This is a genomic window from Streptomyces sp. NPDC058000, assembly GCF_042886435.1.
GTDB lineage: Bacteria > Actinomycetota > Actinomycetes > Streptomycetales > Streptomycetaceae > Streptomyces.
Genome location: NZ_JBHVQS010000016.1, coordinates 111,435 through 132,802 on the forward strand (window position 1 = coordinate 111,435; position 21,368 = coordinate 132,802).

General features: G+C 68.9%; 24 protein-coding genes and 1 tRNA gene. 8 read left to right on the top strand and 17 right to left on the bottom strand.

What is annotated here, in order from left to right; genetic code table 11:
- Window positions 1–4: 4 nt before the first annotated feature.
- Both ACFVT2_RS18420 and ACFVT2_RS18425 read left to right on the top strand, forming a co-directional pair.
- The gene (locus tag ACFVT2_RS18420) at window positions 5–544 is read left to right on the top strand and encodes a helix-turn-helix domain-containing protein (RefSeq protein WP_390018752.1); all 540 of its coding nucleotides are present in this window, start codon (window positions 5–7) and stop codon (window positions 542–544) included.
- Between the two features lie 350 nt (window positions 545–894).
- Window positions 895–1,284 (top strand): YciI family protein, encoded by a 390-nt coding sequence (locus ACFVT2_RS18425; protein ID WP_390018755.1) that lies wholly within the window; start codon window positions 895–897, stop codon window positions 1,282–1,284.
- 40 nt (window positions 1,285–1,324) lie between these two features.
- Here ACFVT2_RS18425 and ACFVT2_RS18430 read toward each other — a convergent pair whose 3' ends face one another.
- Window positions 1,325–2,203: a sigma-70 family RNA polymerase sigma factor gene (locus ACFVT2_RS18430; protein ID WP_390018758.1), complete on the bottom strand. Its 879-nt coding sequence runs from the start codon at window positions 2,201–2,203 to the stop codon at window positions 1,325–1,327.
- 158 nt (window positions 2,204–2,361) lie between these two features.
- Between ACFVT2_RS18430 and ACFVT2_RS18435 the strand changes: the two genes are divergently transcribed.
- Window positions 2,362–2,736 (top strand): hypothetical protein, encoded by a 375-nt coding sequence (locus ACFVT2_RS18435; RefSeq protein WP_390018760.1) that lies wholly within the window; start codon window positions 2,362–2,364, stop codon window positions 2,734–2,736.
- Here the strand turns inward: ACFVT2_RS18435 and ACFVT2_RS18440 are convergent.
- Window positions 2,702–3,523: an SGNH/GDSL hydrolase family protein gene (locus ACFVT2_RS18440; protein WP_390018763.1), complete on the bottom strand. Its 822-nt coding sequence runs from the start codon at window positions 3,521–3,523 to the stop codon at window positions 2,702–2,704. The genes ACFVT2_RS18435 and ACFVT2_RS18440 overlap by 35 nt on opposite strands.
- On the bottom strand, window positions 3,510–4,079 hold the full coding sequence (locus tag ACFVT2_RS18445; RefSeq protein WP_390018765.1) for a PadR family transcriptional regulator: 570 nt from the start codon (window positions 4,077–4,079) through the stop codon (window positions 3,510–3,512). The genes ACFVT2_RS18440 and ACFVT2_RS18445 overlap by 14 nt, the downstream gene beginning before the upstream one ends.
- A gap of 322 nt (window positions 4,080–4,401) precedes the next feature.
- Between ACFVT2_RS18445 and ACFVT2_RS18450 the strand changes: the two genes are divergently transcribed.
- The 3 genes from ACFVT2_RS18450 (at window position 4,402) to ACFVT2_RS18460 (ending at window position 6,881) form a co-directional block, all read left to right on the top strand.
- On the top strand, window positions 4,402–4,785 hold the full coding sequence (locus ACFVT2_RS18450; protein WP_390018767.1) for an OsmC family protein: 384 nt from the start codon (window positions 4,402–4,404) through the stop codon (window positions 4,783–4,785).
- 9 nt (window positions 4,786–4,794) lie between these two features.
- Window positions 4,795–5,277 (top strand): hypothetical protein, encoded by a 483-nt coding sequence (locus tag ACFVT2_RS18455; RefSeq protein ID WP_390018770.1) that lies wholly within the window; start codon window positions 4,795–4,797, stop codon window positions 5,275–5,277.
- A gap of 689 nt (window positions 5,278–5,966) precedes the next feature.
- Window positions 5,967–6,881: an endo-beta-N-acetylglucosaminidase H gene (locus ACFVT2_RS18460; RefSeq protein ID WP_390018772.1), complete on the top strand. Its 915-nt coding sequence runs from the start codon at window positions 5,967–5,969 to the stop codon at window positions 6,879–6,881.
- A gap of 260 nt (window positions 6,882–7,141) precedes the next feature.
- Here the strand turns inward: ACFVT2_RS18460 and ACFVT2_RS18465 are convergent, their stop codons facing one another.
- The 9 genes from ACFVT2_RS18465 to ACFVT2_RS18505 all read right to left on the bottom strand — a co-directional run bounded on the left by ACFVT2_RS18465 (window position 7,142) and on the right by ACFVT2_RS18505 (window position 14,122).
- Complete coding sequence (locus tag ACFVT2_RS18465) at window positions 7,142–7,777, bottom strand: response regulator (RefSeq protein WP_390018774.1); 636 nt, start codon at window positions 7,775–7,777, stop codon at window positions 7,142–7,144.
- Window positions 7,777–8,862, bottom strand: coding sequence for a sensor histidine kinase (locus ACFVT2_RS18470; RefSeq protein ID WP_390018776.1), 1,086 nt, complete (start codon window positions 8,860–8,862; stop codon window positions 7,777–7,779). Before ACFVT2_RS18470 ends, ACFVT2_RS18465 begins: the two co-directional genes overlap by 1 nt.
- On the bottom strand, window positions 8,859–9,530 hold the full coding sequence (locus tag ACFVT2_RS18475; RefSeq protein ID WP_390018779.1) for a DedA family protein: 672 nt from the start codon (window positions 9,528–9,530) through the stop codon (window positions 8,859–8,861). The genes ACFVT2_RS18470 and ACFVT2_RS18475 overlap by 4 nt, the downstream gene beginning before the upstream one ends.
- A 195-nt stretch (window positions 9,531–9,725) precedes the next feature.
- Complete coding sequence (locus tag ACFVT2_RS18480; protein ID WP_390018782.1) at window positions 9,726–10,028, bottom strand: sulfurtransferase TusA family protein; 303 nt, start codon at window positions 10,026–10,028, stop codon at window positions 9,726–9,728.
- Entirely contained in the window at window positions 10,025–11,290 is a 1,266-nt protein-coding gene (locus tag ACFVT2_RS18485; protein WP_390018784.1) for an MFS transporter, read from the bottom strand. Before ACFVT2_RS18485 ends, ACFVT2_RS18480 begins: the two co-directional genes overlap by 4 nt.
- Window positions 11,291–11,390: 100 nt before the next feature.
- Complete coding sequence (locus tag ACFVT2_RS18490; protein ID WP_390018785.1) at window positions 11,391–11,780, bottom strand: aminotransferase class V-fold PLP-dependent enzyme; 390 nt, start codon at window positions 11,778–11,780, stop codon at window positions 11,391–11,393.
- A complete protein-coding gene (locus ACFVT2_RS18495) occupies window positions 11,735–12,412 on the bottom strand; it encodes an ArsR/SmtB family transcription factor (protein ID WP_390018787.1) in 678 nt (225 codons plus the stop codon). The genes ACFVT2_RS18490 and ACFVT2_RS18495 overlap by 46 nt, the downstream gene beginning before the upstream one ends.
- Before the next feature lie 605 nt (window positions 12,413–13,017).
- Window positions 13,018–13,091, bottom strand: a tRNA-Met gene (locus ACFVT2_RS18500).
- A gap of 587 nt (window positions 13,092–13,678) precedes the next feature.
- Window positions 13,679–14,122 (bottom strand): MarR family winged helix-turn-helix transcriptional regulator, encoded by a 444-nt coding sequence (locus ACFVT2_RS18505; protein WP_390018790.1) that lies wholly within the window; start codon window positions 14,120–14,122, stop codon window positions 13,679–13,681.
- 171 nt (window positions 14,123–14,293) lie between these two features.
- On the opposite strand from ACFVT2_RS18505, the gene ACFVT2_RS18510 reads away from it, so the two are divergent.
- On the top strand, window positions 14,294–14,920 hold the full coding sequence (locus tag ACFVT2_RS18510; RefSeq protein ID WP_390018793.1) for an isochorismatase family protein: 627 nt from the start codon (window positions 14,294–14,296) through the stop codon (window positions 14,918–14,920).
- Window positions 14,921–14,980: 60 nt separating this feature from the next.
- On the opposite strand, the gene ACFVT2_RS18515 is transcribed toward ACFVT2_RS18510, so the two are convergent.
- Genes ACFVT2_RS18515 through ACFVT2_RS18525 form a run of 3 tightly spaced genes read right to left on the bottom strand, consistent with a single transcriptional unit; the run spans window position 14,981 to window position 18,458 of the window.
- Entirely contained in the window at window positions 14,981–15,331 is a 351-nt protein-coding gene (locus tag ACFVT2_RS18515; protein WP_390018795.1) for a UBP-type zinc finger domain-containing protein, read from the bottom strand.
- Window positions 15,328–16,785 carry an ATP-binding protein gene (locus ACFVT2_RS18520; protein WP_390018797.1) on the bottom strand — a complete coding sequence of 486 codons (1,458 nt, stop codon included), beginning with the start codon at window positions 16,783–16,785 and terminating at the stop codon, window positions 15,328–15,330. Before ACFVT2_RS18520 ends, ACFVT2_RS18515 begins: the two co-directional genes overlap by 4 nt.
- A complete protein-coding gene (locus ACFVT2_RS18525) occupies window positions 16,782–18,458 on the bottom strand; it encodes an FAD-dependent oxidoreductase (RefSeq protein ID WP_390018848.1) in 1,677 nt (558 codons plus the stop codon). Before ACFVT2_RS18525 ends, ACFVT2_RS18520 begins: the two co-directional genes overlap by 4 nt.
- 344 nt (window positions 18,459–18,802) lie before the next feature.
- Between ACFVT2_RS18525 and gndA the strand changes: the two genes are divergently transcribed.
- The gene (gene gndA, locus ACFVT2_RS18530) at window positions 18,803–20,239 is read left to right on the top strand and encodes an NADP-dependent phosphogluconate dehydrogenase (RefSeq protein ID WP_390018800.1); all 1,437 of its coding nucleotides are present in this window, start codon (window positions 18,803–18,805) and stop codon (window positions 20,237–20,239) included.
- Between the two features lie 26 nt (window positions 20,240–20,265).
- On the opposite strand, the gene ACFVT2_RS18535 is transcribed toward gndA, so the two are convergent.
- Entirely contained in the window at window positions 20,266–20,931 is a 666-nt protein-coding gene (locus ACFVT2_RS18535) for an NADPH-dependent F420 reductase (protein WP_390018802.1), read from the bottom strand.
- Between the two features lie 71 nt (window positions 20,932–21,002).
- A complete protein-coding gene (locus ACFVT2_RS18540; protein WP_390018804.1) occupies window positions 21,003–21,131 on the bottom strand; it encodes a hypothetical protein in 129 nt (42 codons plus the stop codon).
- Window positions 21,132–21,368: the final 237 nt, after the last annotated feature.

Genomic DNA, 21,368 nt, shown 5'->3' on the forward strand with positions numbered 1-21,368 from the left:
GGCCATGGACACCTTGGAACTCCTGGCGCATCCCGTCCGCCTCCGCGTGGTCCACGCACTGCGCGGCGGGCGGATCTTGACCACCGGGCAGCTGTGCGCCCTGATCCCGGACGTGTCCAAGGCGACCGTCTACCGGCACGTCGACCTTCTCGCCGCAGGCGGCATCATCGACGTAGCCGACGAACGGCGGGTGCGGGGCGCCGTCGAACGCCGCTACCGGCTACGGCAGGAACGCGCGGGCATCGACACGGAAACCGCACGTTCGCTCACCCCGCAGCACCACGAGCGGGCATTCGCTGCCGCCATGGCCGCCCTGGTCGCGGAGTTCGGCGCTTACCTGGAGCGCGAGGGCAGCGATCCCGTGGACGACCTCGTCGGCTATCGGCAGCACGCGATCTGGCTCAGCAGGGACGAACTCGTAGCACTCATCAGCGCGATGCAAGCCGCCATCGTGCCCCTCCTCGCCAACGAACCCACGCAGGAGCGCACCCGCTACCTGCTCAGCCCCATCCTCTTCCCCGCCGAACAGCAGGACCCGCTGTAGCCGACACCACCACCCAGCGGCTCCCCTATCGCCCACTGGGGAGGGACACCACCGCTCGCGATGAAACCGGACCGTCTGCGACGACAAGCGGACCAAAGCAGACCACTTGAGACAGGGACCAGACCAACAGACAGAGGACAGCCCAGCCACGGCTCCCCAGAGCGACAACCAACGTCGGTTGCAAACCAATTTGGGCACACGCAAACCCCACTGGGTATATCTCGCGTTGAGGGAAGATCACGGTTCAGGCATGGCGACGCCGTACCGCAGCGATCAAGAACCGTCATGGCCTGGCGGATTCCACGAGTTCCACCTGAGTGGTCACATCGGTCTGGTGCCCGGGCTCATGGGTGTGTGCGAAGGACGCACTCGATGAGGAGGACATGATGCAGTTTGTGTTGGTGATCCACCAGGGCACGTATCCGTTGCCGGGCACTCCGCAGGCGGAGTTGGTGTCGGAGGAGGACAGGAAGGCAGCCTACGCCGACTGGGCGGCAATCGGCACGATGGAGAACGTGACCGGTGCACCGCCGATGGGTCTGCCCAAGGACGCGACGACCGTCCGCGTGGAAGACGGTTCGGCCGTCACCACCGAGGGTCCGTTCGACAACACCTCGGTGGGCGGATTTCTGGTGGTCGAGGCCGAGGATCTGGATGCCGCGATCGCGATCGCGTCCCGCGTACCGCAGGCGCGACTGGGTGGCGCGGTCGAAGTACGACCGTCCGCCAGGTACTGGTGAGTTCCTGGCCCGGTGCGCGCGGCGCACCGGGCCAGGCCGCTCACTCGGCCTGGCCGAGGACGCTGGACGCGAGGCTGCGGACGCGGTCGGCGTTGCGGATGACGTCGATCCTGACGATCTTGTCGTCGGTGACGGTGAAGGCCATGACGGAGTACGGCTGTCCGTTCCGGGTGACCAGCGCGCCGACCGTGCCGTTGACCAGGACGGGGCGCAGTTCGCCACCGCGGGGCGCACGGGCCTGCTTGGCCACCGCCGCTGCACCGCGGACGACGCTTGGCGGTCGGGTGGCACCGAACTCGGTGCGCTGCACGACATCGGGGTCCAGGACCTGGACGAGGGCGTCGAGATCGGCGGTCCGCGCCGCTGCGTAGAAGGCGTCGACCACCTTCCGCTGGCGTGCGAGATCCCGATCGGGCCGGGGGATCTCCGCGCCGTTGACCCGGCGCCGCGCTCGGCTGGCGAGTTTCCGTGCGGCCGTGGGGGTTCGGTCGACGAGGTGGGCGATCTCGTCGAAGGGCAGGTCGAACATGTCGTGCAGCACGAACGCCAACCGCTCGGCCGGGGTGAGCCGTTCGAGTACGACAAGCAGCGCCAGGCCCACCGCGTCGGCCAGCAGCGCCTCCTGCTCGGGGTCGGGGTCTCCAGCCCGGACGACCGGGTCGGGCAGGTACTCGACCAGCGGGTCTTCCCGGCGGCGCCGCCGGGACCGTAGTTGGTGCAAGCACTCCCGCGCGACAACGGTGGTCAGCCACCCGCTGAGGTTGGCAATGTGTTCCTCGTCGGACCGGCTCAGCCGAAGCCAGGCGTCCTGCACCGCGTCGTCGGCCTCCGCCACCGAACCCAACATCCGATATGCCACCGCACGCAGCCGCGGGCGTTCCCGCTCGAAGTGCTCGGCCAGCCACTCGCTCTTGTTCACCAGTCACACCATCCCATCGTCAAGACTTACCCGGATGAGCCTCCAGAGGCCGCCGATGTGACGGCAGTGACGGAGAACTCTTCACCACAGGGTCAGGAAACGAGTCGGGGGTGGCTCTCCGGCGTGCTGAGCTGCCAGTTCGCCGATCGGGGGTGTCGTTGGATGGCCGCCCTCTCACCGCGACGGTGGAGGAGGCGGTGTCGATGGTGTCGTTGATCGTCGAGGAGCTGGAGGCCGCGGCTCGGATCGACCCCCGGTGCGGGAAGGTACCGGGCAAACGGCAGGTCGAACAGCTGCATCGTGATGCGGCCCGAGGCTCTGCGGCCCGCACCCTCGCGCACCAGACCTCCCGGCGGGCGATGGGACGGCTCGCCGGCCAGTGCGACGGGTGCCGTGGGCTGTGCGACCTGGTCAACGAAGCCCATCCCATCAGCTTCCCCACCAAGGAGCTTCCGGGCTTCCCGCCTGCTGTGTGCCGGACCGGCTCAAGCACCCTGCTCAGGTTGGCCGTTCGCTATGACTGGTGTCGGTAGGTGTCTGTACGGGGAGGAGGTGCGGGCGTTTGGCGGTGTGACCGTCGCCGGCGGATCGGCCGCGCAGACGTCTGCCCAGCCAGGGACCGAGGAAGGCGGCGGCCCAGCTCAGTTCATGCGCGGCCGCGCGCCATCCGACGGGAGAGGCCGTCTTCGGAGGCGGCAGGGGGTGGGTCCAGGTGTCGTCGCTGTCGGGCAGGGCGAGGGCATGGGCGACGGCGGCGGCGATCCGCTGGTGGCCGAGCGGACTGGCGTGGAGCCGGTCCGGGCTCCACAGGCGGGGGTCGGTGACCACGGGGTGGTGGCTGGTCTCGGCGACGGTGACCCCGTGGCGACGAGCCGCCTGGCGGATCCGGTCGTTGAGGGCGGTGACACGGGAGCCGAGGGGCCGGGCGAGGGGGGTGATGCGTGCGATGTCGGGGAAGGTGAGGGTGGCGACGCGGGCGCCCTGGGCGGTGAGCGCGGCGAACATCGCCTCCAGGTGCCCGGCGACTTCGTCGGCGTCGAACCGTGGCCGCAGCAGGTCGTTGACCCCGGCGACCACGGTGGCCAGGTCGGGGCGCAGGGCGAGGGCCGGGCTGAGCTGTTCGGTACGTACCTCCCCGGCGAGCCGGCCGCGTACGGCCAGATTGGCGTACTCCAGAGCGGAGTTGTGCTGTGCGAGCTGTTCGGCGAGCCGGTCGGCCCAGCCACGCAGGCCCACCGTGTCGTCGCCGTCGCCGAGGCCCTCGGTCTGGCTGTCGCCCAAGGCTACGTAGCGCGCGTACCGCGGGTCAGTGCCTGGCATGGGCCACCTGCCTGTCCCGCAGGATCTCGATGGTGCGTTCGCACCAGTCGTGGTTGCCCTGCTCGAAAGCCAGGCCGCGCAGACACGTCAGGTAAGGGCCGATGCGCTTGCTGTGGCGTAGGAACTCCTCTTCGGTGCGCTCGCCACGCATGGTGTGCAGCAGCCGGCCGAACAGGTCGGTCTTGGCCCGGGCGAAGGCTGCACGCTCGGCCAGTTGCGCAATCAGCGCCTCGGTGTCGACGTGGTCGGCTGCCTGTACCTTGACCGCCAGGTCGTCGCGGATGAAGGAGGGTTTGGTGGCGGTGGCCGTGAAGCGCTCCAGTTCCGCCAGGCCGGCGTCGGTCACCCGGAACAGTCGTTTGTTGGGCCGCGTGTCCTGGACCACCTCGCGGCCCGCGATCAGCCCGCCTTCTTCCAGTCTGGTCAACTCGGTGTACAGCTGCTGCGGTTGGGCGTACCAGAAGTTCGCCACGCCCAAGTCGAAGGACTTGGCCAGCTGATACCCACTCAGCTCCCCATCGAGCAACGCCGCCAGGACGGCATGGCGCAAGGCCATTGCATCGCCTCCCTCTTGGTGCCCCTGTTTCCGAACTTTTCACAGGGGACGCCGCTCATCGTACTCAAGAAAATGATTACTCACATCCATGACTATGGAGAGGAAGGAGGCATGGCCACAGCAACCTGTTTCCGCGCTGCCGTCGACAACCGCATCCCCGCAGCCCTTGACGACCTGCTGACCCACATCAACTAGCGTGCAGCAACCCACACTTGCCCCGTGACTCACGGCGTAGGTTCCACTGGTTGGACCGTACTTCTCGCGATGCGAGCTGCTCGTTACGATCCTGGCGAGTCCGTTTCCGGGAAGGGAGGCAGTGACGATGGTTGAGGCTGTGGCGCTTCCGACGCCGTGGCAGGTCAAGTTCCGGGCCGGTGACAACGAGGGCCGCGCGGACACGCTCAAAGAGGGCATGGGTGGTTCGGCGGGCATGCGGCCACACGAACTACTGGAGGCGTCGCTGGCCACGTGCATGACCATCTCCGCGCGGATGGCACTGGCCGACCTCGGCGTCACCGAGGGCGACGTCAGTGTGAGGGTGCACCTGGAGCGTGGGGAGTCAGCAACGCGGTTCCGATACGAGCTCGCCCTCGACCCCGCGCTTGAGGTTCACCGCCCCGCGATCGCGGAGCGCCTCGCGTGCTCGCCGGTGCGCTCCACACTGAGCAAACCGCTGGTCTTCGAACCTGTTCCAATGGGCGCATGAGACACAAGCATGTCTTTGGGGCCCTTGGAGAGGGTTAACGGCCGCTGGTCCGCGGGCGATCGCACGAAGCCGGGTGGCACATGGCTGGAGTTCAGCGCGGACGGGCTGCTCCAGCACGTATCGGACTCCGAAGAGCAGTTGATTCCCTGGGGCAGGATCATGTTGGCCGGCTTCACGTTCGGTGCCAAGCACCCGCCGAGGGGCAGCCACGGAGTCAGGACGCTCTTCGGCGGCGGTCGCGGCTATGTGCACATGACGCTGCGCCATCCCTATGAGGACTGGGTAGTCTCCTTCGACTGCCACAGACGACGGTATCGCGCCACGGAACTCGTCTGGTGGGAAACGCTGTTCAGCCAGACCGTTGCCGCGGGCGAGGCACACCGGTTTGGCGACGCGGACTGGCTGAGTCGCGCGATCGAGGAGCTGGTACGGCAGCGGCCACGGACAGCCCGCAAGATACGCCAGGCAGTGACCCAGGCCCGTAGTGCCTGATCCGCAGCGCGATGATCGTCCTGCGAATGGATCCGGTCAGGCCGCCCATTCAGCGGAGGGGATGGAGGCGTGTGCGCCGTCGGCGATGGGCCGAGGGGATCGACGGCGATGAAGGCCGTAAGCACGAGGTAGATCAGGGTCAGGGCTACCGCTTGGTCTCGCCTCGACGGCGATGGGTGATCATCCCGCCGACCCTCAGCACGATCCAGCAATGGTCGGCCGGCGGCGGGAATCCGACAGCCTGTCTGCTCAACGAGATCTACGAGAACAAAGCGATCAACGCGATCATCCAGTTGATCATCAATCGGGACCCGATCGCCATCGGCTCCGGCATCCCGCTCTTCGACGGGTCCTACGCACCGACCGGCCGCTCCCCGATTTCGACTGGGAGCTCCGCCGGCGGCCCGTCCGTCGCCACCCGCACCCGGCAATTTCCGTCCCGCCCTTCCTTTGTGTCCTGTCCGTCCCGTCCGGCGGAGTCGCCTCGACGCCAGGGGCGTGAGATGGCGGGCCGCGGCGTGAACGGATCCGTCTTCGGTACGGCTCACGTCGCATGGTCACCGTGCCGTCCGGATCCCCCCCCCGCGGGCCCGGGGACAACCGATGAGGCCCAATGACATGGGCATTGCCTAGGGTGCGTCCGGCTGGGGCAAGTTCACGATGCCACCTCATCGATGGGAGATTGGTCAATGACGTTCACTTTTGGTCGAGGCGGAGCGCGAGCGGCTGCGCTTGCGTTTCTGCTCATAGCGGCACTGTTAGTCGGCGCCAAGGCGACCACCCCTGCGGCGGCGGTGTCTGCCAAGAAGGGTCCAACCTCGGTGGCCTATGTCGAGGTGAACCGCAACAGCATGCTCAATGTCGGCAAGTACACCCTGGCCGAGGGCGGCGCCAACGTGTTCGACGTCGCGGTCATCTTCGCCGCCAACATCAACTACGACGCCACCAAGAAGTCGGCGTACCTGTACTTCAATGAGAACGTGCAACGCGTCCTCGACAACGCGGCGACCCAGATCCGACCGCTCCAGGCCAAGGGCATCAAGGTCATGCTGTCGGTGCTCGGCAACCACGAAGGTGCCGGCTTCGCCAACTTCCCGTCCAAGGAGGCAGCCTCGGCGTTCGCCAAGCAGTTGTCCGATGCCGTCAGCAAGTACGGTCTGGATGGCATCGACTTCGACGACGAGTACGTCGAGTACGGGAAGAACGGCACGGGGCAACCCAACGACAGCTCTTTCGTCTACCTGGTCTCCGCATTGCGTGACTACATGCCCAACAAGCTCATCTCTCTGTACAGCATCGGCCCGTCGGCGGAGAGGCTGTCCTACGGTGGCGTGGACATCTCGTCGAAGTTCAACTACGCCTGGAACCCCTGGTACGGGCAGTGGCAGGTACCGCGCATCTCGTTGCCCAAGTCGAGCCTGTCACCGGCAGCTGTCCAGATCGGAGCTACGCCTCCGAGCACCGCAGCCGACCTCGCCCGGCAAACCGTGGGTGAAGGCTATGGCGTGTACCTGACTTACGACCTGGACGGTTCCGACCAGCACGACTACATCTCCGGCTTCACCAGGGAGCTGTACGGCAGTGACGCCGTCTACACCCCTTGACCACAATCCGGCCGGTCATGGACGGAGCCGGAGCCGGAGCCAGAGCTGGATCGGGACAAGGTGATGGCGCCGTGGGAGGCGTAGGCATGTAGGCATGTAGGCCCTCCTGTCGTGTCTGGGAGGGCCAGTGGGCGGCAGGCGCCGTCGCTCACCAGGTGAATCTTGGTGGTGGGCCCGCCGCGCGAGCTTGCCCACGGGCGCTGCCTGGCCACGCGATCCGTCGGGCATGCCTGGGGCTTGTCCGACGGATCGGACAGGCCCTAGCTTCCGAGGAAGCGGAGCACCGCCAAGACCCGGCGGTTCGTGCCGCTGTCCCGTGGCAGCCGCAGCTTGTCGAATACCGCATTGGTGTACTTCTCCACCGCGCTCTTGGACACGAACAGTTGTTGTGCGATGCCGGTGTTGGTGTGTCCTTGGGCCATGAGGGCCAGGACGGCCCGTTCACGATCGGTCAGCAGGCCGAGCTCGTCGGCGTGGCGTGAGCGGGTCAGCAGACGGCGCACCACCTCCGGGTCGAACACCGTCTCCCCCTCGTTCACCCGCTCCAGTGCGGACAGGAACTCCTCCACCCTCGCGACTCTGTCCTTCAGCAGGTATCCCACGCCCCGGGTGTCCGCTGCCAGCAACTCCGCGGCGTATCTGTGCTCGACGTACTGCGACAGCACCAGCACCCCCACCCGGGGGTGTTCGGCCCGCAGCCGCAGTGCGGCCCGCAAGCCCTCGTCGGTGTGACTGGGGGGCATGCGTACGTCCATGACGGCGACGTCCGGCGGCCAGGCGGCGACCGCGGCCAGTAGCGCGTCCCCATCGCCGACCGCGGCGGACACCTCGTGTCCTTCATCGGCCAACATATGCACCAGGCCCTCGCGCAGCAGCGCCGAGTCTTCCGCAATCATCACTCGCACGGCAGCTCCGCAACCACTCGGGTGGGACCGCCCGGCGGGCTGTCCACGCTCAGGTGTCCGTCCAGGGCACGGATCCGGCGTGCCAGCCCGGCCAGCCCCGGGCCGCCGGGGTCGGCTCCGCCGCATCCGTCGTCGCGTACCGCTACGCGGACCAGGCGGGCCTCCTGGCCGATCTCCACATCGATCCGAAGGGCACCGGCGTGCTTGGCGGCGTTGGTGAGCGCCTCGCGTACCGCGAAATAGGCGGCCGTCTCCACGGCCGGGGTAGGACGCCGCGCCAGGTCGCCGGTGATGTGGACGGGGACGGGTGACCGTTCGGCGTCTTGGGCCAGGGCCTCGCGCAGTCCCAACTCGTCCAGCGTGGAGGGATACACCCGCCATGCCACCTGGCGCAGCTCCTCCACCGCCTGCTCGGCTTCGGCCTGTGCCTGTCGGTACAGTTCCGCGCTGTCCTTGCGACGCGCTCGTCCGAGCAGCATCGCCACCACGACCAGGCGCTGTTGCAGGCCGTCGTGCAAGTCACGCTCGATGCGGCGTCGTTCGGCGTCCACGGCTTCCACGATCCCTGACCGTGTGGCGGTCAGTTCGTCGAGCCGACGGCGCATCCGGGCCAGTTCGTCGGGGCCGAGGAAGCGGCGCACCAACCGTCGCTCCAGCTCGACGACGGCGGCCAGTCCGGCCAGGTCGAGGAAGAGCAAGAGCAGGCCGACGGTCAGGAGGTATCCGACGATCGGCCAGGTGGGGCTCATACCGTCGACGTCCTGGCCGGTCAGCCAGCGCGAAAGCCCGGTGACGACCGTCCAGCCACCCGTGGCCAACAACAACAGTGCCCCGCCGCCGAGTAGCCCGACAGGGATGCGGCACCACAGATACGCCGCGGCCCGCCGCGGCTCGATGCCCTCCGGACACACGGGCTCCCCGCCGAGCAGGACGGCCACTCGCCGCTGCTCCCATGCGGCCACACCGACCACCGGACCGCTCCGCCGCGCCACGCCCCAGGCAGCCAGGACAGCGAGGGCGGCGCACACCGAGACGGTGCCGAGCACGAGACCGGCGACCGTGCGCACGGGCCTCATGCGCGGTGCCGGGCGCTCGGACGACGACGCAGCCGCACCAGGAACCAACGGGCAACGGCCAGGAGGGCCAGCACCACCAGCGCCTTGGACACCATTCCCCCGTACTCCTCCACCAGCCGCCAGTTGTCGCCCAGCCAGTATCCCAACAGTACGAACGCGGTGTTCCACACCAGGCTGCCGGCGGCGGTCAGCGCGGTGAAGGCCGGCAGCGGCATGCGTTGGATCCCGGCCGGAATGGAGATCAGGCTGCGCACCACCGGCACCATGCGTGCCAGCAACACCGCGGCGCGACCTCGCCGTTCGAACCACGCCTCGGCCCGGTCGATCTCGTGCGGGCGGACGAGGGGGATGCGGGCGGCGAGCGCGCGGGTGCGGTCGCGCCCCAGGAGGGCACCCACCCCATACACGATCCATGAGCCGACGATGGAGCCAACGGTGGTCCAGACGATGACGGCCACCAGGCTCAACCGGCCCTGCCCGGCCGCGAATCCGGCGACGGGGAGGACGATCTCACTGGGAACGAACGGCAGAACGGTGTCAACGAGGTTGGTCACCCCCGCGCCGGCAGCACCGAGGACGCCCATGATGTCGACGGCCCACCCGGCGATACCACCGGCGGGTTCGGCAGAGGATGCGAGAAACGGCGCGGAAGCCGACATTGCGATCATGCCGCTCACGCTAGGCAGCACGCCGGCGCCAGACCATGCGGTTGACCGCCCGGCCGCACTGCGGTTTTCCGCAATTGCCTGCCGCCGGCGATGGGGACCGCTGCGCGTCGATACACCCAGAACCCGCCGGCCAAGCCAGAGGCGCGAGGTGATGCCTTACGCCACCCTCTGCACTTGAGCCGGCCGCGGGTGTTCTCAGGTACTGGCGGGGTGCCAGGGGGCGTCGGCCCGGGTGGGGCGTGCCTGGGCCGAGAGTCGCAGTGCGTGGACCGACCTGGCGCCGTCGGGAACCGGGCCGAGGTAGTGGTGGCCGGTCATATGGCACCAGGCGGGCAAGTCGAGCGGTGCGGCGGGGTCGGTGGCGATGACGTGGACGACGGTGCCCGGCTCCGCGCCGTCGATCTCCTTGCGGAGGCGGAACAGGAGGGTGGCACAGAGCAGGCCGGTGCCGTCGACGGTGATATCCGGCGCGGGGGTCTGTGGGTTCCTGGGGCTCATCGGCGGTATGCGGTGGCGGCGATGACGGGCAGAAGGGCGAGGGAGAGTGCGCCGCCGGTGAGGGCGAGGAGGGGGTAGCTGGTGGCGGCGACCATGATGCCGGAGGCCATGCCGCCGGTGGCGCCGGCGATGGCGATGGAGACGTCGACCAGGCCCTGGGTCTTGGCGCGAGTGGCCAGTGGTACGGCGTCGGTGATGATCGCGGTGCCCGAGACAAGGCCGAAGTTCCAGCCCAGCCCGAGCAGTGCGAGGGCGAGGGCTAGGAGGGCGACGGAGTCGCCGGGTGCTGCGGCGGCGAGGATGCCGGCGGCCAGGAGGGTGATGCCGGAGGCGGCGGCGACCTTCATGCGGCCGTAGCGGTCGACGAGCCAGCCGGTCAGTGGGGAGGGCAGGTACATGGCGCCGATGTGGATCCCGATGACGAGGCCGGAGGCGGCGGTGCCGTGGCCGTGGTCGTGCATGTGGACCGGCGTCATCGTCATGATCGCGGCCATGACGAGCTGGGTGAGGACCATGACCAGCGCGCCGAGGACGACGCCTCCGCGGCCGTCGCTCGTGTCGGCGACGTCGCCGGCGGCCGGGTGTGTGCTGGTGTCGGCGTCCTTGGCCTCGGCAATGGTGCGGGCCAGGAGCAGCGGGTCGGGTCGCAGCCAGAGGGCGAGGACGAGCGCGGCGAGGGCATAGGCGGCGCCGGAGAGGATGAAGGGTCCGGCGAGGTTCGGTATGCCGAGGGATTCGGTGAACGAGCCGGTGGGGGCGGCGAGGTTGGGGCCGGCGACGCCGCCGAGGGTGGTGGCGACCAGGACGGTGGAGACGGCCCGGCCCCGGTGGCCGGGTGCGGCAAGGTCGGCTCCGGCGTAGCGGGCCTGGAGGTTGGTGGCGGTGCCCGCGCCGTACACGAACAGGGCGATGAACAGCAGGACCGGATTGTCCAGGACCGCGGCGATGATGACGCCGGCCGATCCGATGGCGCCGGTGAGGTAGCCGGCGGCGAGACCGGGACGGCGGCCTCGGGCCTGGGAGATGCGGCCGACGGCGACGGCGGCGAGCGCGGATCCGGCGGTGAACAGGGCGCTGGGCAGCCCGGCGAGACTGGTGGAGCCGAGCATGTCCTGGGCGAGGAGGGCGCCGACGGTGACGCCTGCTGCGAGGCCCGCGCCGCTGAGGACCTGGGAGGCGACCAGGACGCGCAGGATGCGGCGCTGTGCCTGGTCGGGATCGGATATGTGGGCCGTCGTGCCGGCGGATGCGGTGCTGGTCATGGCCTCTTCCGGAAGCAGGGGTGCAGGCGTGGCGCACCGGCTCGGGCCTGGTTCGGGCCTGGTTCGGGAGGCTGCGGGCCGGTGCGCGCGGGATGGTTCGTCAGCTGGCGTCGAGGGCTTGGGTGAGGTCGTCGATGAGGTGGTCGGCGGCTTCGAGGCCGACGGACAGGCAGATCATGTCCGCCTCGGAGCCGCCGGCGGTGAACACGGTCTCGCTGGACCCGGCGCCGATCGGGTTGGCGGCTTCGACGCGGGCCTCGGCCAGCGCCCGGCGGGGAACGTCGGCGTAGGAGTGGCTGCTGGAGGGGTTGCCGCAGAAGCCGGCCAGGTACGGGGCCATCGCTTGCGCGACTCTCGGGCCGACCGCGGCGGTGGTGCTGTAGTCCAGACAGACCGGCCCGTCAGCCGGTCCCGGAGGCGGCGCAAGGTAGCCGCCCGGGCCGGTCACATCAGGTCCGAGGCGTCGACGGGCAGCTCCGACAGGCGCCACTCCAGCATGCCGTCGTTGAGGCGGATCGCCCGGCGCCCCAGGTCGGTCAGCAACCGCACGGCGTCGTGGGCCAGGACGCAGTACTCGCCGCGGCAGTAGACGACGATCTCGGTGTCCTCGGGCAGCTCGTTGATCCGCTCGGCGAGCTCCTCGACCGGGATGGAGATCGCGCCGGGAATGTGTCCGGCCTGGTACTCCTCGACCGGCCGTACGTCGAGCACGACGACGTCCCCGGCGGCGGTCCGGACCCGCAGTTCCTCACGGCTGAGCTCGACCGCGGTGTCCTCGCCGAGGTAGGCGTCGCGGGCTGCGGGCACGGCGGCCTGGTGGGCCTCGGCGACCTTGCGCAGGAGAGCGAACAGTTGGGCAACGTCTTCGCCGGCGAGGCGGTAGTGGATGCGCACGCCCTCGCGGCGGGTGGCGACGAAGCCGGCCTGCTTGAGGGTCTGCAGGTGCGCGGACGCGGTGGTCAGGTTCAGCCCGGCCGCCTTCGCCAGTGCGTCGACGGTGCGCTCGCCCTGGGCCAGCAGATCCAGCAGCTCCAAACGCTTTCCGCTGGCCAGTGCCTTGCCACTGGCCGCGAACGCGTCGTACAGACGCGTCTTCGTCCCGGTCCTTGCGTTCTCCGACACGACATCCTCCATAAATCCATGGATTATCGTAGATGAGTCTGAGGGATGTGACCACACGCGCCCGTCCTCCGAGATCTCGGAGGCCGCCGCGGGCCGCGGGGACGATCACCTCGTCCCGCTCGCCGACGAAGGGCTCGGGAACAGCGCCCACCTGCTCCACCTGGGCGACGGACGCGCCCTAACCATGCACGCCAGCCGCGACCCGCCCACCCTGCACGCAGCCGCCAAGCAGCACGCTCCGCACATCCCGTTCGCCGCGCATACGCATCTACACACCCGAGCCATATCAGCGAAGTGGACTGGCCTCGGCGGGACTGACCGCGCTTGCGGCGGGAGCATCCTGGCCTGTCGCGGCACACCCTCGGGGGCCACTTTCGCAGTGAGCGCGGTTTCCGGGCGACCGTCGGAACCGGAGTGCCGGGAGGCTATGAGCGGCAAGGTGTGTGCCCGCGTCCCCCAGGGCCAACTACTGGACTCGTTCCTGAATCCGACTGTCGCAGCCGGCGACCCGGCCAGGCGATGGCCGGGTGAACACCGAGGTGAGCGGGGTCGACTGAGTCCGCATACAGCGAAGGCCCGGTAGATACCGGGCCTTCACCTCTGAGTAGCGGGGACAGGATTTGAACCTGCGACCTCTGGGTTATGAGCCCAGCGAGCTACCGAGCTGCTCCACCCCGCGACGGCACGGTGAACTCTACGGCACTTCCTCGGTTCAACCGAATCGACGTCGGACCAGCGTGACCAGCAGGGATCAGCCTGACGCGGTGGCCACCATGGATCCGTTCCCGGTCCGATGACTCTGCCGCACCGCCAGCGCTGGCGCACGGGTCTCAAGTCCCGTTGACATTGGCAGGTTTGGAGTCTCCAAGCCCGGTCAGCGCCTGTGGCGGACCCGGTTGAACGCCGTCCGTGCGGCTCCGCCTGACTCGCCGGGGCGGCCTTCGACACCTGCTACGTGATCAACCACAACGCCACCGCCAAGTCGTACAGGCGGACCTACGACGGCACCCCGCTCAAGGTCGTCTGATGCCGGCCTGCGCAGGGAGATTGTGGGGCGGCACCGGTAGACCCTTTACTGCTTCGGAGTTGGCTACCAGGGCTGGGCAGGACCACCTCGCCGAATTGGACCTGCGTGTCCATCCGCCGAGCGTCGAAACCGCACCGGCTATGCGCCGTCACACACGGCATTCGAGTACCGGCTCGGTCTCCAGGAACGGACGGGGGCCGGGGCATCGTCCTGCCCCGGCCCCCCACAACCGCGAGTTCTCATGGGCTCCGCAGGAGGTCGGCCACACGGTGGAGGGCCGTCTTGAAGGCGGCGTACTCCCGCTTGCCCAGTGCCTTCGCGTGGCGTTCCTCGATCGTGCGCATGATGGCGGCGGCGGCCTCCATCTGGAGCAGGCCGCGTTCGGTGGGGTGGATCAGTTTGGCGCGGCGGTCCGTGGGGTCGGGTTTGCGTTCGACGTAGCCCAGGCGTTCGAGGTCGTCGATGAGGGAGCCGATGACTTGCTTGTGCTGTCCGGAGGCGCGGGCGAGTTCGCTGGCGCGGATGCCGTCGGTACGCAGGTAGGCGAGGACGGCGCCGGCGCGGGGCTGGATGTCGTCGAAGCCCTGCTCGGCGAGCGCGGTGAACAGCTCTCGCTGGACGGAGAAGAGGATCCGCGCGGCGAGCACGCCGAGGTCCGGTTCCGCTGCCTGGTGCCCGGTCAACGCCTCTCCTGTCTCGCCGCCCCTCGGCCACTGTGCTGTCTGACCAGCGATTTCAGTCAACGGTTCTTGCACTGCGGAGGGTCGAGGTATAGCGTCAAAAATAGTCATCAATGTTGACTATCAACATTAGTGACCAATCAGGCTGTGGCTCAACCCTCAAAGGAGCGGAAGATGAGCGAGCGCAGCAAGTTCCTGGAGTCGATCACCCGAGAGAACGCCGCCGTGGTGCTGGTCGACCACCAGGTGGGCCTTCTGTCCGGCGTCCGGGACATCCCCGTCGGAGAGCTGAAGCACAACGTGGTGGCGCTGGCGCGGGCAGCGACCGTGCTGCGCATCCCCCTGGTCGTCACCACCACCGCGGCCGACAGCATGTGGGGGCCGACCGCCCCCGAGCTGGTTCAGGCACTGCCGGCCGGCCAGAAGATCATCGACCGCAGCACGGTCAACGCCTGGCACGACGACCGGGTCCAGGAAGCCATCAAGGCCACCGGACGGCAGAAGCTGATCTTCGCCGGGGTGTCACTTGAGGTATGCGCGGCACTGCCCGCGATCTCCGCAACGGCCGCCGGGTTCGCCGCGTACGTCGCCGTGGACGCCTCCGGCACCTTCAGCCGGACCAAACGGGAGGCCGGACTGCTACGCATGCAGCAGGCGGGCGTCATCGTCAGCGACTACGCCACCCTCATGGTCGAAGCCCTGGCCGACAACGCCTCCCCCGAGGCCGGCGCCGTCTACGCCGCCCTCGACATGCCGTTCGCCGTCCTGGTCGGCCAGATCTCCGCCGCTTACCAGGCATAGCGGGTCCGACCGCCATGCCCCGGCGCCCTCCCGCATCCGTAAGCGCGGTGGCTGCGTTGCCTAACCCAGACGGTCGGCCCAGTCCTCCGGGACTCGTCCCGCGGGGCCGGGGGTGGGTTGATCGGCCGGGTGGCTCTCGGGGGGAGCCAGGTGCGGGCCCGAGGCGTACATCTCCGAGGTCTCGTAGTTCCAGAACCAGGTTTCGCCCGGTTCGAAGCTGCGGATCACCGGGTGATCGGTGGCCCGCGCGTGGGCCGTCGCATGCTTGGCGGGCGAGTCGTCGCAACAGCCGATGTGGCCGCACTGTGCGCAACGTCGCAGGTGGAACCACCAGCCGCCGCCGGCGTCGCACTCGGCGCAGCCGGTTCCGCTGGGTGGGACCGAGGGGTCGATTCCGTTCGGGGAACTCATGACGGCTCCTGTGGGGCACGGGGGTCGGCGGAGGCCAGCGGGAGGCGTACCTGGAAGCGGGTGTCGCCGGGGACGGAATGGAACCGCAGGTCCCCTCTGTGCGTGTTGACGACGATGCGCCATGAGATGTCCAAGCCGAGACCTGTCCCCTCACCCACCGGTTTGGTGGTGAAGAACGGGTCGAAGACGCGGTCGCGGATCTCCGCGGGGACTCCGGGACCGGTGTCGCGGAACTCGACGAGGAGATGGTCTCCCTCGCGTGCGGTGCGTACCGTCAACGTGCCGTCGGCGCCCGTACTGTTCATCGCCGAGACGGCGTTGTCGATCAGATTCGTCCATACCTGGTTGAGCTCGCCGGGGTAGGCCGGGATCTTCGGCAGGCTGCGGTCGTAGTCCTTGACGACGGTGATGTGGGGGCCGATCTTCGCGGAGACCATCAGCAGGGTGCTGTCCAGCAGTTCATGCACGTCCGCGACCTGGTAGGGCGCCCGATCGAGTTGCGAGTACTGCTTGGCCGCGGTGACGAGGGCCGAGATGCGGGTGGTCGACTCCTCGATCTCGTTCATCAACAGTTCGGTTTCCACGGTGTAGTTGAGCCACCGCACGGCGCCTTCGAGGGTGTCACTGTCCACGGCTGCGGCGATCTGGTCCAGCCAGTCGGTGTCGAGGCCGGCCTGTGCGAAGGTGGGTGCGAGCTGCCACCCGTCCCCGATGCCGTGGTCCTCCAGCCAGTCGGAGACGATGTCCTCCCGGTCCGAGGCTTCCAGCGCGCTCAGGGTGGTGGCCTTGGCGACGCGCTCGGCCGTGCGTTCCTGGACGTCGACGAGTGTCTCCAGGCTGTCGCGCCGGTACGGGCCTGCCGCGATGACGCCGAGCTTGTGGCGCATTCCGGCCACCCGCTCGCGAAGCGCGGACGTGGCCCGCACGGCCGCGGCGGCGGGGTTGTTCAGCTCATGGGTCAGCCCTGCGGACAGCGACCCGAGAGCCAGCAGCCGCTCTCGCTGGCCGACGGCCTCCTGGGCGCTCTTGGTGCCGAAGAAGAGGCCCTCCAGCAGGTGTACGGCCATGGGAAACCACTCGCGCATGATCGCGGCGAAGGTCTCCGCGGGCAGCACGAAGAAGCGTGAGGGCTCGATGACACGCAGGGAGCTGTTGTACACCTGCCGCAGGCGGTCACCCAGGTAGGACTGGAAGGCTCCCGCGTACACCCCGCGGCTGGAGCTCCGGTTGACCTCCACGTCGTAGTCCCCGATCCGGCGCGAGAGAACGAGGGTCCCTTCGAGCAGCACGTAGAAGCACGTGGCGGCGTCGCCCTCCCCGTACACGGGCCCGGGTTCGAACTCCTCCACGCGGCCTTCGCGGCAGAGCCGGGCGATCTGGTCGGGGGCCAGCTTCTCGAACAGGAACAGCGAGCCGAGTTCCTCCTGACTGCACGGCATCGACCGGCCGTTCATGACTGCTCCAGATATCGGTGCACGAGCATGACCGCCATGGCTCCCTCTCCGACTGCGGAGGCGACCCGCTTGGCGGACTCGGCGCGGGCGTCTCCGGCCACGAACACGCCGGGGACGTTCGTTTCCAAGTGGTAGGGCGGCCGGTCCAACTCCCAGTCGGCCGGCGGGCGCCCGTCCGCGGTCAGATCGGGGCCGGTCAGGATGAACCCGCGGGAGTCCCGGAGCACCGAGCCCGCCAGCCAGTCGGTCAGCGGGGCCGCGCCGATGAAGACGAACATCCACTGGGCGTCGACGAGTTCGGTGTGGCCGGTCGTCGTGTCGCGCAGGGTGATCTGTTCCAGTTGACGCGAGCCGTGGGCGGCCTCGACGACCGTGTTGGTGCGCACGGAGATCGTGGGCGTCTCCTCGACCTGCTGGACGAGGTAGTGCGACATCGAAGTGGACAAGGACGGCTTACGCACCAGCAGGGTGACCGACTTGGCGCTCCGGGCCAGGTATATCGCGGCCTGGCCGGCGGAGTTCGCGCCGCCGACGACGTACACGTCATGCCCTTGGCACGCGGCCGCTTCGGTCAGGGCCGAGCCGTAGAACACTCCGCAGCCGGTCAGCTCGGTCACGTGGGGCGCATCCAGTTGCCGGTACGACACGCCGGTCGCGAGAATCACGGAGTGTGCGGCGACGGCGGAGCCGTCCGAGAACCGCACGACGCGCGACGCGCCATTGATCTCCAGCCCGGTGACCTCGCGTGCGGTCAGTATCTCGGCACCGAACTTCGCCGCCTGACGCCGGGCCCGGTCGGTGAGCTGCGCCCCGGACACCCCGTCCGGAAAGCCGAGATAGTTCTCGATGCGCGAGCTCTGACCCGCCTGGCCTCCGGTCGCGGAGCGTTCCACGAGGACGGTCCGCAGGCCCTCGGAGGCCCCGTACACCGCCGCTCCCAGACCGGCCGGTCCGCCGCCGATGATGACGAGGTCGTAGAAGTCGGTTGCCGGGGTCGTCGCGAGGCCGACCCGGGCGGCGAGCTCCCGGTCCTCGGGCTCGATAAGGGCCGTGCCGTCCGGAGTGATCACAAGCGGGAGCCGCAGGCCGTCCTGGCCCGCGGCGCAGAGCAGCCGCCGGCCTTCCGGATCGTCGGACGAGTACCAGCGGTACGGCACCTGGTTACGGGCCAGGAACTCCCGTACGGCCGACGAACGCGCCGACCAGCGGTGTCCGACGACCTTGGTGATGGCGACCGGCCGGTAGTCGGTGGCCCGCCATGCCTGAAGGAGATCGTCGAGGACGGGGTACAGCTTCTCCTCGGGCGGCTCCCAGGGCTTGAGGAGGTAGTGGTCGAGGTCGACGACGTTGATCGCGTCGATGGCCGCGTTGGTGTCCGCGTACGCGGTCAGCAGCACCCGCCGGGCACCGGGGTAGATGTCCAGAGCCTGTTCGAGGAACTCGATGCCGTTCATCTTCGGCATCCGGTAGTCGGCCACGATCACCGCGACGGGGCCGCCGCGCAGCTTCAGTTCGCGCAGGGCGGCAAGGGCGGACTCGCCGGACTCCGCGCGTACGACGCGATACGACGCGCCGTAGCGTCGCCGCAGGTCACGGGCGACGGCACGCGACACGCCCGGGTCGTCGTCCACGGTCAGGATGACGGTCCGCGCCGAGCCGGCGGCCTGATCCATAGGCATCCCGTCCCCGGGTCGATCGCCCTTCCGCACCGACTTCACGTGCCTGACCGGCACGCCAGTGCGCCAGCAACGTCCATTTTATGGGCGATCATCACAGTTTGCTACGCAAGATCGGAAGCGCTGCTCTCGGCCGGGAGACGGCGAGCGGACCAGCCCTGCGCCGCGTACGCCCCGGCGTTGCGATACGAGGGCGCGGAGATCTTGTCGTCGCTGCGGGAAGTGGCTGCCTGGGCGATGATTTGAGCGGTGAGCTGTTGGGCTGCTGGGCGGCCGACAGTACTTCGCCGGGCCACGGAAACGACGTTCAGGCGGGTCGGGAACGGCAGGAGTTGATGATCATGGCTGAGCAGGCGGACATCGGCGTGACCGGGCTCGCGGTGATGGGCCGCAACCTGGCCCGTAATTTCGCACGCCACGGGCACACCGTCGCGCTCCACAACCGCACCGAGTCCCGCACTCAGGCGCTGATGGACGAATTCGGCGACGAGGGGCACTTCGTGCCCACCGAGTCGGCGGAGCAGTTCGTCGCCTCTCTGGCACGGCCGCGACGGCTGATGGTGATGGTCAAGGCGGGGGCGCCCACGGACGCGGTCATCGACGGGTTCGCGCCGCTGCTCGAACCGGGCGACATGATCGTGGACGGGGGTAACGCACACTTCGCCGACACCCGACGGCGTGAGGCCGCGCTGCGGGACCGGGGGCTGCACTTCGTCGGGACCGGCGTGTCCGGCGGCGAAGAGGGCGCGCTCCACGGCCCGAGCATCATGCCCGGTGGCTCGGCCGAGGCGTACGCATCGCTCGGCCCCCTGCTGGAGGACATCTCCGCCAAGGTCGACGCCGAGCCGTGCTGCACGCACATCGGGCCCGACGGTGCCGGCCACTTCGTGAAGATGGTGCACAACGGCATCGAGTACGCCGACATGCAGCTCATCGCCGAGGCGTACGACCTGCTGCGCCGGGCGCTGGGGATGGATCCGGCCCGCATCGCCGAGGTCTTCCGGACCTGGAACCAGGGCCGACTGGAGTCGTACCTCATCGAGATCACCGCCGAGGTCCTGGGGCACACCGACGCCGCCACCGGCAAGCCGCTCGTCGACGTGGTGCTCGACCAGGCAGAGCAGAAGGGGACGGGCCGCTGGACCGTGCAGACGGCACTGGACCTGGGCGTCCCGGTGAGCGGAATCGCCGAGGCCGTCTTCGCCCGGTCGCTGTCCGGCCACGCCGACCTCCGCGACGCCGCGCAGGGGCTGCCGGGCCCGGCCGGCCGGAGCCTCGGCGGGTCGGCGGCCGAGTCCTTCACCGACGACGTGGAGCAGGCCCTGTACGCGTCGAAGATCGTCGCGTACGCACAGGGCGTGCACCAGATCCAGGCCGGCAGCCAGGAGTACGGGTGGGGCATCGACCCGGGAGCCGTGGCGAAGATCTGGCGCGGCGGCTGCATCATCCGGGCCCGCTTCCTGAACCGGATCACCGAGACCTACAGCGGCACGGACCAGCCCGTGACGCTGCTGACCGCGCCCTACTTCCGGGCGGCGTTGGAGGCGGCGCAGGACGCATGGCGGCGGGTGGTGTCCTCGGCGGCCGAACTGGGCCTTCCCGCCCCCGGATTCTCGGCGGCGCTGGCCTACTACGACGCCCTGCGTTCACCGCGGTTGCCGGCGGCGCTCATCCAGGGCCAACGGGACTTCTTCGGCGCACACACCTACCGACGCACCGACCGTGAAGGGGCCTTCCACACCCTCTGGGGCGGTGACCGCACCGAGCAATCCGCCTGACCGGCTCCGATCGGCCGCCCGAGCCGTCAGCCGGCGTCCTGAAGCAGGAAGTGCCGTGCGCTGAGCGGACCGTCGAGCTGCATCAGCCGACCGCCCTCTCGCAGACCACCGAGGTCCAGCGCGGCGAACCCGAACTCGTCCAGCAAACCGGCCACGGCCGCCTTCGCGCCGGCGTCGTCGCCCGCGTAGAAGACGACCTGACGGCCTTCCTCGTGCTGGGGGTCGGCGGCGATGAACGCGGCGAACAGGGTGTTGAACGCCTTCACGATCCGCGCGCCGGGAAGGCGCTCGGCGACCCACTCGCTGCCCGTGAGGTCACCGACGTCGTACCGGCCCCGCCAGGGGTTGGCCGCGGCGAACTGATTCGTCGTGTCGACGACGATCTTGCCGGACCAGTCGGTAAGGCCGGTCAGGTCCGGTACGGCGAAGAACGGCACCGCGAGGACGACGAGATCCGGCTGCGCCGCCTCCTCGGCCGTCACCGCACGGGCCTTCGGCCCCAGCTGCGCCACGACCGCCTTGAGCGTCTGCGGGCCGCGGCGGTTGCCGATGAGTACCTCATGTCCGTGACGGACGGCCTTGTCGGCGACCGCCCGGCCGATCTCCCCCGCGCCGAGAATCCCGATGGGGCTGTGCGTGGTCATACTGCTCATCCTCGATCGTGTGTCAGGGCCGTTCAGGCCGTCCGCCACCAGCTGCGAGATCGACTCCAGCCGCTTCTTTCCGGAGGTGCTCCCGGCCTCGGAGGCAGGTGCAGCGGCGGCTACGCGCGTTTCGGGTTGAAGTCCAGCAACAGCGCCTGCCCGGCGGAGGGAGCCGGGGGCTCGGGCACGTCCACGACCTCCAGGCTCTTCTCCGGCTCCCCGAACCGGGTGAGGTGAATTGCGAGCATGGAACACGACTTCCTGTTAAGAGACATCGAGTACGGATGAAGAACTTGCCCGGCAACTCACACTCATCGCAGCATGGATATTCCGTCTCAGCGACTCAAAGCCATCGCTGTAGAGGGACCCTGCCATTCGCGTTCCGGCAGTTGTGGTGACTGAATATGGGGCACGGTGTCATCTCGGCACATGTATTCCACGGCCGTATCTGTTCACGACTCATTTTTCGGGCCTCCTGCCGAAAG

Coding starts and splice junctions, on each gene's coding strand:
- ACFVT2_RS18450 (WP_390018767.1), top strand. CDS start 4,402: ATGGTTGAGGCTGTGGCGCTTCCGACGCCGTGGCAGGTCAAGTTCCGG.
- ACFVT2_RS18455 (WP_390018770.1), top strand. CDS start 4,795: ATGTCTTTGGGGCCCTTGGAGAGGGTTAACGGCCGCTGGTCCGCGGGC.
- ACFVT2_RS18445 (WP_390018765.1), bottom strand. CDS start 4,079: ATGGCCTTGCGCCATGCCGTCCTGGCGGCGTTGCTCGATGGGGAGCTG.
- ACFVT2_RS18480 (WP_390018782.1), bottom strand. CDS start 10,028: ATGAGCCCCAGGAACCCACAGACCCCCGCGCCGGATATCACCGTCGAC.
- ACFVT2_RS18485 (WP_390018784.1), bottom strand. CDS start 11,290: ATGACCAGCACCGCATCCGCCGGCACGACGGCCCACATATCCGATCCC.
- ACFVT2_RS18470 (WP_390018776.1), bottom strand. CDS start 8,862: ATGAGGCCCGTGCGCACGGTCGCCGGTCTCGTGCTCGGCACCGTCTCG.
- ACFVT2_RS18465 (WP_390018774.1), bottom strand. CDS start 7,777: ATGATTGCGGAAGACTCGGCGCTGCTGCGCGAGGGCCTGGTGCATATG.
- ACFVT2_RS18510 (WP_390018793.1), top strand. CDS start 14,294: ATGAGCGAGCGCAGCAAGTTCCTGGAGTCGATCACCCGAGAGAACGCC.
- ACFVT2_RS18525 (WP_390018848.1), bottom strand. CDS start 18,458: ATGGATCAGGCCGCCGGCTCGGCGCGGACCGTCATCCTGACCGTGGAC.
- ACFVT2_RS18440 (WP_390018763.1), bottom strand. CDS start 3,523: ATGCCAGGCACTGACCCGCGGTACGCGCGCTACGTAGCCTTGGGCGAC.
- gndA (WP_390018800.1), top strand. CDS start 18,803: ATGGCTGAGCAGGCGGACATCGGCGTGACCGGGCTCGCGGTGATGGGC.
- ACFVT2_RS18460 (WP_390018772.1), top strand. CDS start 5,967: ATGACGTTCACTTTTGGTCGAGGCGGAGCGCGAGCGGCTGCGCTTGCG.
- ACFVT2_RS18515 (WP_390018795.1), bottom strand. CDS start 15,331: ATGAGTTCCCCGAACGGAATCGACCCCTCGGTCCCACCCAGCGGAACC.
- ACFVT2_RS18520 (WP_390018797.1), bottom strand. CDS start 16,785: ATGAACGGCCGGTCGATGCCGTGCAGTCAGGAGGAACTCGGCTCGCTG.
- ACFVT2_RS18540 (WP_390018804.1), bottom strand. CDS start 21,131: ATGCTCGCAATTCACCTCACCCGGTTCGGGGAGCCGGAGAAGAGCCTG.
- ACFVT2_RS18475 (WP_390018779.1), bottom strand. CDS start 9,530: ATGATCGCAATGTCGGCTTCCGCGCCGTTTCTCGCATCCTCTGCCGAA.
- ACFVT2_RS18420 (WP_390018752.1), top strand. CDS start 5: ATGGACACCTTGGAACTCCTGGCGCATCCCGTCCGCCTCCGCGTGGTC.